Source organism: Streptomyces sp. NPDC050145 (genome assembly GCF_044460245.1).
Lineage (GTDB): Bacteria > Actinomycetota > Actinomycetes > Streptomycetales > Streptomycetaceae > Streptomyces.
Genome location: NZ_JBITJS010000006.1, coordinates 407405 through 419457, shown reverse-complemented (window position 1 = coordinate 419457; position 12053 = coordinate 407405). Strand labels below are relative to the sequence as shown.

11 protein-coding genes are annotated in these 12053 nt (G+C 72.2%); 6 read left to right on the top strand and 5 right to left on the bottom strand.

The window, feature by feature from the left end:
* On the top strand, positions 1–742 hold a 742-nt coding region (locus tag ACIBTU_RS15265; protein ID WP_399126567.1), incomplete at its 5' end, for an ATP-binding cassette domain-containing protein.
* Between the two features lie 172 nt (positions 743–914).
* On the top strand, positions 915–1892 hold the full coding sequence (locus ACIBTU_RS15260) for an acyl-ACP desaturase (protein WP_399126566.1): 978 nt from the start codon (positions 915–917) through the stop codon (positions 1890–1892).
* A gap of 32 nt (positions 1893–1924) precedes the next feature.
* Here ACIBTU_RS15260 and ACIBTU_RS15255 read toward each other — a convergent pair whose 3' ends face one another.
* Positions 1925–2170 (bottom strand): WhiB family transcriptional regulator, encoded by a 246-nt coding sequence (locus ACIBTU_RS15255; protein WP_188335894.1) that lies wholly within the window; start codon positions 2168–2170, stop codon positions 1925–1927.
* 71 nt (positions 2171–2241) lie between these two features.
* Complete coding sequence (locus ACIBTU_RS15250; protein WP_399126565.1) at positions 2242–3033, bottom strand: VOC family protein; 792 nt, start codon at positions 3031–3033, stop codon at positions 2242–2244.
* A 257-nt stretch (positions 3034–3290) separates the two neighbouring features.
* On the opposite strand from ACIBTU_RS15250, the gene ACIBTU_RS15245 reads away from it, so the two are divergent.
* Positions 3291–4514 (top strand): glycoside hydrolase family 64 protein, encoded by a 1224-nt coding sequence (locus tag ACIBTU_RS15245; RefSeq protein WP_399126564.1) that lies wholly within the window; start codon positions 3291–3293, stop codon positions 4512–4514.
* Between the two features lie 30 nt (positions 4515–4544).
* Here ACIBTU_RS15245 and ACIBTU_RS15240 read toward each other — a convergent pair whose 3' ends face one another.
* Positions 4545–6137, bottom strand: coding sequence for a GMC family oxidoreductase (locus ACIBTU_RS15240; protein ID WP_399126563.1), 1593 nt, complete (start codon positions 6135–6137; stop codon positions 4545–4547).
* 117 nt (positions 6138–6254) lie between these two features.
* Here ACIBTU_RS15240 and ACIBTU_RS15235 point away from each other — a divergent pair, with 117 nt between their 5' ends.
* On the top strand, positions 6255–7148 hold the full coding sequence (locus ACIBTU_RS15235) for a hypothetical protein (RefSeq protein ID WP_399126562.1): 894 nt from the start codon (positions 6255–6257) through the stop codon (positions 7146–7148).
* A 4-nt stretch (positions 7149–7152) separates the two neighbouring features.
* Here ACIBTU_RS15235 and ACIBTU_RS15230 read toward each other — a convergent pair whose 3' ends face one another.
* Complete coding sequence (locus tag ACIBTU_RS15230; protein ID WP_399126561.1) at positions 7153–8592, bottom strand: purine-cytosine permease family protein; 1440 nt, start codon at positions 8590–8592, stop codon at positions 7153–7155.
* A 178-nt stretch (positions 8593–8770) separates the two neighbouring features.
* Here ACIBTU_RS15230 and ACIBTU_RS15225 point away from each other — a divergent pair, with 178 nt between their 5' ends.
* The gene (locus ACIBTU_RS15225) at positions 8771–9301 is read left to right on the top strand and encodes a TetR/AcrR family transcriptional regulator (RefSeq protein ID WP_399126560.1); all 531 of its coding nucleotides are present in this window, start codon (positions 8771–8773) and stop codon (positions 9299–9301) included.
* A 67-nt stretch (positions 9302–9368) separates the two neighbouring features.
* Positions 9369–10994, top strand: a complete 1626-nt coding sequence (locus ACIBTU_RS15220; RefSeq protein ID WP_399126559.1) for an amidohydrolase — start codon at positions 9369–9371, stop codon at positions 10992–10994.
* 21 nt (positions 10995–11015) lie between these two features.
* Here the strand turns inward: ACIBTU_RS15220 and ACIBTU_RS15215 are convergent, their stop codons facing one another.
* Positions 11016–11960: a multicopper oxidase domain-containing protein gene (locus ACIBTU_RS15215; protein WP_399126583.1), complete on the bottom strand. Its 945-nt coding sequence runs from the start codon at positions 11958–11960 to the stop codon at positions 11016–11018.
* Between the last annotated feature and the right edge of the window lie 93 nt (positions 11961–12053).

The window sequence follows — 12053 nt, the reverse complement described above, 5'->3', positions numbered from 1 at the left end:
CGGCAAGCACCGCATCATGCACGAGGAGAAACTCGCCGAGGCCAAGGAACGCCTCGACGAGGCCGTCGAAGCGGTCCGCGACGACGACGAGATCCGCGTCGATCTCCCGTTCACGGCGGTGCCGCCGGGCCGGCAGGTGCTCACGCTGCGTGAGCTGAAGCTCGCGTACGGGGCTCGCGTGGACGGCGAGTTCGAACTGCGCGGCCCCGAGCGGATCGCGCTGGTCGGGCGCAACGGCGCGGGCAAGACGACGCTGCTGCGCACGATCGCCGGGGAACTGGCGGCGCTCGAAGGAGAGGCGACGGCGCACGTGCCGCTGCGTTTCCTGCCCCAGCGCCTCGATGTGCTCGACGAGGAGGCGAGCGTCGCGGAGAACGTGGCCCGGTTCGCGCCGGACGCCACGGTCAACCGGATCCGGGCGCGGCTCGCCCGCTTCCTCTTCAAGGGGGCGAAGGCCGACCAGCTCGCGGGCACCCTGTCGGGCGGCGAGCGCTTCCGCGCGACGCTGGCCGCGCTGATGCTCGCCGAGCCCGCTCCGCAGCTCCTGCTGCTGGACGAGCCGACGAACAACCTCGACATGGCCGGCGTCCGCCGGCTGACCTCGGCCCTGGCGTCGTACGAGGGGAGCCTGATCGTGGCGGGCCACGATCTGCCGTTCCTGGAGTCGATCGGCATCACGCGCTGGCTGCTGCTCGACGGCTGCCTGAGGGACACGACACACGACGAGGTGCGCGCCGCCTGACATGAACGGCGGCCGGGCGGGGAGGTGTGGCTTGCCTCTCAGTCCGGCCGCTCGGGCTTCTGGGGTGGGGGCGGCTCTTTACCGAGCGCTTAACCTACGGGAACGTAACCTACGACACCGTAAGTAGATCCGCTCGTTCCGCCCGCTGTATCTCCGTCCCCAGGAGCTCTTCGTGACTGTCATCTCCCCCCGCCTCGGCTCGTCGACCAGCTGGACCGACGCCCGGCTGCTGTACGCCCTGGAGGAAGTGGTCGAGAAGGAGCTCAACCGGCACCTGAAGGTCGCCAAGGACTGGATGCCGCACGAGTACGTGCCCTGGTCGGACGCGCGGAACTTCCCGGGTCTGTTCGAGGACGGCGAGGCCTGGGGCAAGGAGCAGTCCAAGGTCACCGAGATCGGCCGCACGGCCCTCGTGGTGAACCTGCTCACCGAGGACAACCTGCCCAGCTATCACCACGAGATCGCGTCGCTCTTCGGCCGTGACGGCGCCTGGGGCACCTGGGTGCACCGCTGGACCGCGGAGGAGGGCCGGCACGGCATCGTGATGCGCGACTACCTGCTCGCCTCGCGCGCCGTGGACCCGGACCAGCTCGAGGCGTTCCGCATGTCGCACATGAGCGAGGGCTTCGAGTCGGACAACGGGCACTCGATGCTGCACTCGGTCGCCTACGTGGCCTTCCAGGAGCTGGCCACCCGCATCTCGCACCGCAACACGGGCCACCAGTCCGGCGACCCGGTCTGCGACCGGATGCTGACCCGGATCGCGACCGACGAGAACCTGCACATGGTCTTCTACCGGAACCTGCTGAAGGCCGCCTTCGAGATCGCCCCCGACCTGACCATGCAGGCCGTGCGCGACGTGGTCGTCAACTTCCGCATGCCCGGCCACGGCATCCCCGGCTTCGAGCGCGCCGCCGCGCAGATGGCCATCGGCGAGGTCTACAACATGCGGATCCACCACGACGACGTGCTGCAGCCCGTGCTCCGCTTCCTGAAGATCATGGAGATCGACGGGCTGGGCCCGGAGGGGCTCAAGGCGCAGGAGGAGCTGGGTCTGTTCATGAACGGCCTGGACGCCGAGGCCGCCAAGTTCGACGAGAAGCTGGCCGCCCGCAAGGCCCGGATGGCGGCGCGCGCCGCCGCCAAGTGACCTGGCCGACGCACCGCTCCCGGGAGTGAGTCCTAGGAGGAGCGCCTGATCTCGTGGCGCTCCTTCTCGGACAGTCCGCCCCAGACGCCGAAGCGTTCGTCGTGCTTCAGGGCGTACTCGAGGCAGGCAGGCCGGATCTCGCACATCCGGCAGATCATCTTGGCCTCGCGGACCGAGCTTCCGGGTTCGGGGAAGAAGAAGTCCCCGCCGGTCTGGGCGCACAGGGCCTGGTCCCGCCAGGTGGGGCCGGCAGGCGTGAGGGTCGTGTTCGCGTGCATGACGATCATGCTGCCGCGCGGCGCAAAACGTTCGATCAACGAATGATCAACGCCCCGCGCCGCGCACCCGCTCACTGCTGGTTCGGGTCGCCCTTGATGACCGCGAAGCCCGCGCCGTAGGGGTCGGCGAGCTTGGCGATGCGGCCCACGCCGGGCAGGCTGAAGGGCGCCTGGCGTACCGTACCGCCCAGCTCCTGCGTCCGGTCGGCGACCGCGTCGACGTCCGGCACGTGGATGTACGGAGTCCAGTGCGACCCGTCGGGTGCCTCCACGGGGTCCGCCTTCAGCGGCACCATCCCGCCGAACATGCCGTTCTCGTCGGTGCCCGCCGGGTTGACCGTCGTGTACGTGCCGCCGGGGAACTCCACGTCGAAGGCACCCCAGCCGAGGACCGTTCCGTAGAAGGTCTTCGCCGCGGCCACGTCGGGGGTGTAGAGCTCCACCCAGTTCAGGCCGCCGTCCTCGGTGACGTGCTCCAGGCCCTTGTTCGTCCCGGGCTGCCAGATGCCGAAGGCGGCGCCGGCCGGGTCGGCGAGGATCGCCATGCGGCCCAGATCCATGACATCCATCGGCTGGAAGAGCACCGCGCCGCCCGCCTTCTGAGCCGCCGCGGCGGTGGCGTCGGCGTCCGCGCTCTGGAAGTAGACGCTCCAGGCGGGCTGCCCCTGCTCCGGCGTGACGGTCATCGCGCCGGCCGTCGTCCGTCCGCCGAGCTGGAAGAGGCCGTATCCGCCGGTCTCGGGCGGCCCCGGCCGGAAGCTCCAGCCGAACAGGCCCCCGTAGAAGGAGACGGCACCGTCCAGGTCGGGGGTGCCGAGGTCCATCCAGTTCGGCGCGCCGTCCGCGTAGTCGGTCGTGATCATGGTCGAGCCCTCCTCGTCGAGGGATGCGCGGGATGTACGACCGAGTCTTCCACCGACCACCCCGCAGCGCCGTCGCACCACGCTGACCAGCACAGGTACGGACCAAAGGAAATCCTGCCCCACTCATTCACTTCCTGAACAGAAACAAAAGATGGGAGCGCTCCCTGCCGCAAGTCTTGACGGCCTCGATCCCGCTCGCCACAGTGGGGCTCCCCCACACCCCCCACGTGTCAGGAGTGCCGACCGTGATACCCCGGATGTCCCGCAGGAAGTTTCTCGCCGGTGCCGGTGCGACCGCCGCTACGGCCGCCGTCTCGCTCACCGTCCCGTCGTGGACGGCAGGGGCCGCCGCCGCCCCCGCGACCTGTGAACTGGCCCTGGAGAACAAGTCGTTGAGCGGCACGGTGCGCGCGTACGTCACCGGCCACGAGCAGTCCACCGGCAACTGGGTGCTGCTGCGCGCCGACGGCGGCGTCTACCGGCCCGAGTCGCCGAGCGCCCCGCAGACCCCGCTGCCGGTGGACTGCGCGATCCCGCTGGGCGCGGCGGGATCGGCCCCCAAGGTGGTGACGCTGCCTCAGATGTACGGTGCCCGCGTCTACTTCGTCCGCGACGACACCCTCGACTTCTTCCTCAACCCGGGCCCCGGACTCGTCGAGCCGGCGTTCGCGACGCCCACGGACGCGAACTACGGGAAGACCTGGTCGTTCTGCGAGTTCACCTTCAACTCCGACCAGCTGTACGCCAACATCAGCTACGTCGACCTGGTCACCGCCCTGCCCATCGGGCTCACTCTGGAGGGCGACGCCACGCACACGGTGGCCCCGCTGCCGGACGGCGCCGTCGAGCGGATCGCGGCCGACCTCACCGCGCAGGCCGGGGCGGACGGGCAGCCCTGGGACCGGCTCGTCATCCGGGGCGGCGACGGGAAGGTGCTGCGCGTGATCTCCCCGCAGAACCTGATGGCGCCCTATTTCGACCGGCCCGACGAGATGCCCTTCCGCGACCTGTGGAACGGGTACATCGACCGGGTCTGGGAGAAGTACCGCGGCACGGACCTGAGGATCGACCTCCAGGGCGGGCGAGGCGTGTTCACCGGCCGGGTCAGCGGCGACACGCTCACCTTCGACGGCGGGCACACCTTCCCCAAGCCCACGTCGAAGGACGTCTTCACCTGCAACCACGGGCCGTTCGCCAACAACCCGGCCGACCCCGACGACAAGAAGGGCCTGCTGGCCCGGATCGCCGCCGGGTTCAACCGCAGCATCATGCTCACCCACCCCGAGCAGCCGAACGGCACGACGTCCGGCGACTACTACCAGGACGCGACCACGAACCACTGGGCGCGGATCGTGCACGCCAACTCGCCCATCGGGTACGCCTTCCCGTACGACGACGTGCGGCCCGACGGGCAGCCGGACGTGTCCGGCGCGGCCCACGACGGCAACCCGCGCCGGTTCACGGTGAGCGTCGGCTCCTAGGGCCCCACGCTCGGATAAGGATCGGCTCGGTCAGGCGCGGGCGTCCTCGCGGATCAGTTCCACCGCGCGCTCCGCGAGGGCGACCGTCGGGGCGTGCGTGTGGCCGCGCGTGATCCGCGGCATGACCGAGGCGTCGACGACGCGCAGCGCCTCCACCCCGCGCACCCGTAGCTTCGGGTCGGTCACCGCGTCCGGGTCGGCGCCCATCCGGCAGGTGCCGACCGGGTGGTAGAGCGTCTCGGCGCCCGCCCGGATCGCGGCGGCGAGCGCCGCGTCGTCGACGACGCCCGGGTAACCGCCCATCGGGGCCGAGCGCAGCGGGCGCAGGGCCGGGTCGTCGAACAGCTCCTCGGCGCGCCGGACCCCGGCGATCAGGGTGCGCAGGTCCTCCTCGTCGGTGAGGTAGCCGGGGTCGATGCGGGGCGCGGCTCCGGCCCCGGCGCCGGTCGGGGTGATGCGGCCGGAGCTGCGCGGCTGGAGCAGGACGACCCCGACGGTGAGGCCGTGCTCGGTGGGCGGGGTGAGCCCATGACCGATGAACGGCACCGGGGCGTAGATCAACTCGATGTCGGGTGCGGCGAGTTCGGGCCGGGTCGCGACGAAGGCGACGGCCTCGCCGACGTTCGAGGTGAGCGGGCCGCGGCCGCGCAGCAGGAAGCGGGCGATGTTGGCGGGGGTGTCGGCGCCGGTCAGCGAGACGGGGTGCGGGGTGCGGACGGTCACCGCGTAGGACAGGTGGTCCTGGAGCCGGCGGCCGACGTCCGGGGACGCGACCCGGGTCTCGATGCCCGCGGCGGCGAGGTCGTCGGGGTCGCCGATGCCCGCCTGCTGGAGCAGGTGCGGGGAGCCGATGGCGCCCGCCGCAAGGATCACCTCGCGGGTGGCGCGCAGGACGCCGGCGGTGACGCCCTCGGCAACGACACCGGCGGCGCGGGTGCCGTCGAAGTCGATACGGGTGACGCGGGCGTCGGTGTGGATGTCGAGGTTGGGGCGGCGTGCGGCCGGCTTCAGGTAGCCGTCGGCGGCGCTCCAGCGGCGTCCCTTGTACTGGTTGAGCGGGGTGAGCGCGAACCCGGAGTGGTCGGGCTCGTTCAACTCCCCCAGTTCCTTGAGCCCTTGGGCCCGGCAGGCGTCGAGGAAGGCGGCGGTGGTCGGGTTCGGGTCGCGCGGCGGGGAGATGTGCAGCGGCCCGAGCCGTCCGTGCGCGGAGTCCTCGCCCGGGGCGCCGTGCCAGCGCTCGGCGCGCCGGAAGTAGGGCACGAGCCGGTCGTGCCCCCACTCCTCCCCGGCGGCCTCACCCCAGGCGTCGTAGTCGTCGCGGTGGCCGCGCACCCACATCATGGCGTTGATCGACGACGAGCCGCCGAGGGTGTGCCCACGCGGCCAGTACAGCTCGCGCGCGTCCAGGCCGGGCTGTTCGCAGGTCGCGTAGTCCCAGTCGTACGCCGTCTTGAAGAGCTTCGGGAACGCGGCCGGGATCCGGATCTCGCTCTTGCGGTCGCGCGGCCCGGACTCGACGAGGGCCACGCGGACGCCCGGGTCCTCCGAGAGCCGCCCGGCGAGCACACAGCCCGCCGACCCGGCTCCGACGATGACGTAGTCGTACGTACGGTCCTTGCTCAACTCGGCTCCCTCGACGGCGGATCGGCGCGTTCAGGTTCACCGCTGGTCTACACCCGGGCAGGGGCGGGCGTACATAAGCGGTTGTCCGGGGGCCGGGCCGGACCGCATGATCGCGCCATGCAGGAGTTCACCCCCCGGACGCCGGACCACGCCCTGCGCCCCTACGCGCGGATACCGCCCCGCGTCCGCACCCGGCTGGTGCGGGCCTCGACGGTGGACGCGGCCGGGTACGCGCACTGGCTGCTCGCGGACCGGCGCGCGCGGGTGCCGTACGACGCGCTGGTCGTCTCGGTCGCCCCGGACGGCACGTCGCGCGAGACGACGCTGCGGGGCGTGGGGGCGCGGCACCCGCGGTTCGACGCGCTGCCCGACGGCGGGTTCGTCGTGGCGAGCGCCCGGGCCCTGCGCAGCGACGCGGACCAGGTGCGGATCTTCGGCGCGCTCGGGGACGTCACCCACACCTTTCACGTGGGTGACGCGGTCGAGCATCTGCTCGCGGACGAGGCCGGTGACCTGTGGGTGGGGTACTTCGACGAAGGCGTGTACGGGGACGACGAGTTGAGCCGTGCCGGACTGCGGCGGTGGAGTGCGGCGGGTGCGGCGTCGTGGGCGTACGAGCCGCCTGACGGGACGCGGCACATCTCGGATCTGTACGCGTTGAACGTCGCGGGGACACAGGCGTGGTCCTGCGCCTACACGGACTTCGAGCTGGTCCTCAACCGCCCGGGTCGCCCGTCCGTCGTCCGGAAGAACCCGGTCCGCGCCGCCAGGGCCCTGGCCGTGCACGGCGACCGCGTCGCGTTCCTCGGCGGGTACGGGGACGACCACGACCGGCTCGTCGACTGCGATCTCGTCGGGCTCGAGGTACGGCCCGTCACGACCGGCCGGCTGACCGGGCCCGGCGGGGCCCCGCTGAAGGGCCGCCGCCGTGTGGTGGCCCGGGGGCCGCGGATCTACGTGCAGGAGGCACCGTGCGCCGAGTGGTGGGTGTTCGACCTCTCGGCACCCTGAGCCGTCAGGCGGCTGTGGCGCGGATCCCCTTGCGCGCCAGCAGCCAGTAGCCGAGGCCCGAGACGATCATGCCGACCGGGAGCGCGAGGTCGACTCCGTCGAAGACGGTGGCGAGCGGGCCCGTGTAGAGGGTGTTGACGCAGAGCCCGGAGGTGACGGCGCCCAGGAGGAGCGCGGTCGCGCCGGACCAGTTGACGCCGCCGCGGAACCAGTACGGGCCGCCGCGGGACTCGTCACCGAGGGCGGCGCCGTCGTAGCGGTTGCGCCGCAGGACGATGTCGGTCGCGTAGACGGCCACGCTGGGGCCGAGCAGGACGACGGTCAGCTGGAGGACGTTGCTGACGGTGTCGAGGAAGTTCGAGATCAGCAGGCCGTACAGGGTGAGGGCGACAGCCGCGGTGCCGTCGAACAGGACGCTGACGGTGCGGCGGATGCGCAGGCCGACGGCCTGGAGGGCGAGGCCCGCGCTGTACGCGGTCAGGGCGTTGATCGAGATGGTGCCGAGCACGAGGGCCAGCAGGAAGAGCGGGGTGAACCAGCCGGGCAGGATCTTCGCCAGGCCGCTCTGCGGGTCGCTCATGTCGACGACGGTCGCGCCGAACACGCCGAGAGAGCAGACGATCATGCTGGGCAGGAAGCCGCCGAGCGCGGTCCAGCCGAGGACGGCCTTCTTCGACGTCGTGCGCGGCAGGTAGCGGGAGAAGTCGGCGCTGGTGGTGTACGAGAGCGGGCCGGAGGCGATGAGGGTGACACCCGCGACGGCGACGGCCCACAGGTCGACGCCGTGCAGCGGCTCGGCGGGCACGTACGCGTAGTCGGCGTGCCGGAACACGGCGACGGCGACCACGGCGAAGGCGGCGCCGAGCACGAGGGTGATCGGGACGTAGAGCCGCATGATCACGGCATGGCCGTAGACGCTGATGGTCAGCGTGAGCGCGGCGATGACCACGACGACGACCGTCTTGACGGTGGTGGTCGCCGGGATGCCCGCCTTCTCGACGAGGGCGAAGGCGGCGACCGCGGCGGCGGACAGGTTCAGGGCGAAGTAGCAGACCGAGACGAGCCAGCCGGTGACCGCGTTGTTCACGCGGTTGCCGATGACGCCGAACAGCGCGCGGGTGATCACCTCGCTGGGGGCGCCCGCGGCGGGACCCGGCACGGCGAGCAGACCGGTCAGGACCCAGAAGAGGTTGCCGACGAAGAGGACGGCGAGGGCCTGCCAGAGCGTGAGCCCCATGAGGATCAGCGCGCCGCCCATGACGAGGCTGAGGTAGTTCACGTTCGTGGCCGCCCAGACGGCGAACAGGTCGCGGGGCCGGCCGCGCCGTTCGGAGTCGGGGATCTGGTCGATACCGTGGGCCTCGATGCGTCCGGCGGGACGGTCCTGGGGCGGGGCGGTCGGTCGATCCGTCGCCGGGGTCTTCTCGGGGAGCGTCGACGCCATGGAGGGCCTCCGGTGTCCTGATGCATGGCGGCCGCACGACCGCTTGCCTATTGGTCGCACACTCAATAGTGTGCCCGGCATGCCGTCAAGCGTTGAGCGCAAACGAATCCGAAAATCTCCGGCCGCCCGACGTGCGGAAATCGTTGCGAAGGCCGCCGAAATTGCGCTTTCCGAAGGTTTGGAGAGCATCACGCTGCGCCGGATCGGCGAGGAGCTGGACGTCCGCCCCGGGCTGGTGAGTCACTACTTCCCCTCGGCCGAGGAGCTGGTCGCGGAGGCCTTCGGGGACGCGGCGAGCGGTGAGCTGGACGCGCTGATCCCGCCGGCCGCCCCGGACGCGCACCCCACGGCGCGGCTCGCCGCGTTCTTCGCCCTCACGAGCGGGCCCGCGTGGAACGCCATCAGCGCGCTGTGGGTGAACGCCCGGCACCTCAGCCGCTACCGGCCCGCCCTGAGCTCCCGCGTCGCCGAGCAGGAGGCGGCCTGGCGCGACCGGCTGTCGGGGCTGCTCGCGGACGGGGTGGCGCACGGCGCGTTCCGCACCCCCCACCCCGTGGTGACCGCCCAGATGATCCTCGTCGTCCTGGACGGACTCGGCGCGGACGCCGGCGCCGAGCACGACGTACTGCCCCCGGCCGTGCGCCGTATGGCGATCACCCTGGCCGAGCACGAACTCGGCCTGGACAAGGGAGCATTGGCCCCGCACTGACCGGCACCTCACCCCGCACGGCGCCGCACGGACGGCGCCCCCGACCACGGATCCGGAGCACCGCACCATGCACCCGCAGCTCGTCCTCCTCTCCGCCCGGCTGCTCGACCCGGCCGCGGGCGGCTTCCTGTCGTACAGCGCGCTCGCCGTGCGGGCCGACGGCACGATCAGCGCGCTCGGCGACGACCACGCGATCCGCTCGCTCGTCGGCCCCGGCACGACCGTGATCGACCTCAAGGGCGCGGTCGTCACGCCGGGCCTGGTCGACGGCCACCTCCACCCGGCCTCCGGCGCCGAGCTCACGCGGGGCCTGGACCTGTCCCGCTGTACCGGCCTGGACGACGTACGGGCCGCGCTCGCCGAGGAGCGGCGGCGGCTCGCGCCCGGCGCCTGGCTGCACGCCTGGGGCCTGGACCCGAACGTGTTCGGCGACCGGCCCGTCGCCGCCGACGCGCTCTCACCGGTGCTCGACGGCGTGCCCGCGCTGCTTCAACTCTTCGACGGCCACTCCCTGTTGGCGAGCCCCGAGGCCCTGGAGCGGGCCGGGGTCGACGGGCCCCGCACCTTCGACCAGGCCGCCGAGGTGGTCTGTGACGCGGACGGCCGGCCGACCGGGCTGCTCCTGGAGGACGCGGCGTGCGAGCTGGTGCTGCGGGTCGCGCCGCAGCCCAGCCACGAGGAGAAGCGTGCGAGGCTCGCCGAGGTGCTGCGGGGCATGGCTGCCTCGGGCCTGACCGGCGGCCATGCGATGGAGGCCGAGCCGGAGGGCACAGCCCTGCTCGCCGAGCTCGACGCGGCCGGTGAACTGCCGCTGCGGCTGCGGCTCGCCCCCTGGTGCCAGCCGGGCGCCGACGCCGACCGGCTCCGCGAGCTCATCGAACTCCAGGGCACAGGCGGGGACCTGTGGCGCACGGCCGGTGTGAAGCTGTTCATGGACGGCACGGTGGACAACGGCACCGCGTGGCTGGAGCGGCCCGACTGTCACGGCGAGTCCACGCACGCGTTCTGGCCCGACCCCGCCGACTACACGCACGTCGTCACCGAACTGCACCGGGCGGGCGTGACGACGGCGACCCACGCGATCGGCGATGCGGCCGTGCGCCACGTCCTCGACTCGGTCGCGAAGGCCCGCGCCGAGGCCCCCGGCGGCGTACGGCACCGGGTCGAGCACATCGAGACGGTCCCGGACGACACGGTGAGCCGCTTCGCCGAGCTGGACGTGGTCGCGTCCATGCAGCCGACGCACTGCTGCGACTTCACGCGCGCCGACCACACCGACAACTGGTCGCGCCGGCTCGGCGAGGAGCGGGCGGGGCGGGCCTGGCGCTGCCGCGACCTGTGGGACGCCGGGGCGCGCGTGGTGCTCGGCTCGGACTGGCCGATCGCCCCGTACCCGCCGCTCGGCGTCCTCGCGGGCGCCCGGCACCGCCGCCCCACCCGCGACCTGACCCTCCCGCCGCACGGCCCCGGCCAGGCCCTGACCGGCGCCGAGGCACTGCGCGCGATGACCCTGAACGCGGCGTACGCCGCCGGTGAGGAACGGATCACGGGCCGGATCGCCCCCGGCTTCCGCGGCGACCTGTCCGTCTTCGCCGCGGACCCGACGACGGTGGCCGCGCTGGAACTCCCGGACCTGGAGGTGCGGTTGACGGTGGTCGGGGGGCGGGTGATGTTCCGGGCGGCCGACTTGTGAGGCGGTGGCCGGGGCCCGCCGTCAGTGGTGCGGCGGGTCGTAGCCCGGGATCGAGCCGTCGGCCTTCCTGACCAGGAACAGTCCGGCCATGCCCATGTCGGAGTGGCTCTGGACGTGGCAGTGGTACATCCAGGCGCCCGCGCCGACGCCCTCGCCGGCGATGAACTGGAAGCCGAAGGAGTCGGCGGGGCCGCAGATCTTGTTGTCGAGGACCTGGGTCGGGTCGTCGGGGCCGGTCAGCGTGCCGGTGCGGTTGTCCGCCCAGCGATGACCGTGCAGGTGGAACGTGTGGTAGTACTCGCCGTGCGTGATCATCACGATCTCGACGCGGTCGCCGACGGTCGCCTCGAAGGTGGGGGCCTCGTGGGCGGCCTTGTTGTTGATCGTCATGTCGTTGAAGACGATCGTGAAGGTCTTGCCGGGGTCGGGCAGGACGTCGCCCTTGCGGCGCACGATCACCGGCCCGTACAGGCCCTTGCGGATGCCGCCCGTGCCGTGGTCGGTGCCCACGACATGGTCGTGGTAGTGCCAGTAGCCGGCCGTGCCCGCGCGCCAGGTGCCGTCCTTGCGGCGGCCCGGGGCGTGGGTGCGCCAGGTGTAGGTGCGGGTGCCGCCGGGCTCGACGTGGCTGCGGTTCATGCGCGTGCCGTCGCTGGAGATCTCGTAGTCCATGCCGTGGACGTGCAGGCTCGCGTCGGCGTCCGTGAGGTTCTCGAACTCGATGTGCAGGGTGTCGCCCTCGTTGAGCTCGATCAGCGGGCCCGGGATCGACGCCTTGCCCTTCTCGAAGCCGTAGCCGAGCTGCCCGTCCGCGAGCTTCTCGGCGTACATCTTGATCCGCCGCACCTCGCCGCCCGCGGGCGCGGTGCGCGGCGGGGTGTCGGCGCCGGCCGCGGGGGACGCCGTCGCCGCGAGGGACAACGATGTCACCCCGGCCGTGGCGGCCACCGCGCCGCCGATCAGCATCCGGCGGCTGAGTGCGCGTCTGTCCTGTTCGGTGGCCCGGTTCTCCTCCTGAGCCGTGCTGCGGTTCGGTTCGTCGCGTTCCGTCACGGACAA

What these genes read in the sequence shown, in the direction of transcription:
- ACIBTU_RS15235 (WP_399126562.1), top strand. Translation starts at nt 6,255, where the DNA reads ATGCAGGAGTTCACCCCCCGGACGCCGGACCACGCCCTGCGCCCCTAC.
- ACIBTU_RS15230 (WP_399126561.1), bottom strand. Translation starts at nt 8,592, where the DNA reads ATGGCGTCGACGCTCCCCGAGAAGACCCCGGCGACGGATCGACCGACC.
- ACIBTU_RS15220 (WP_399126559.1), top strand. Translation starts at nt 9,369, where the DNA reads ATGCACCCGCAGCTCGTCCTCCTCTCCGCCCGGCTGCTCGACCCGGCC.
- ACIBTU_RS15250 (WP_399126565.1), bottom strand. Translation starts at nt 3,033, where the DNA reads ATGATCACGACCGACTACGCGGACGGCGCGCCGAACTGGATGGACCTC.
- ACIBTU_RS15245 (WP_399126564.1), top strand. Translation starts at nt 3,291, where the DNA reads ATGTCCCGCAGGAAGTTTCTCGCCGGTGCCGGTGCGACCGCCGCTACG.
- ACIBTU_RS15255 (WP_188335894.1), bottom strand. Translation starts at nt 2,170, where the DNA reads ATGCACGCGAACACGACCCTCACGCCTGCCGGCCCCACCTGGCGGGAC.
- ACIBTU_RS15215 (WP_399126583.1), bottom strand. Translation starts at nt 11,960, where the DNA reads ATGCTGATCGGCGGCGCGGTGGCCGCCACGGCCGGGGTGACATCGTTG.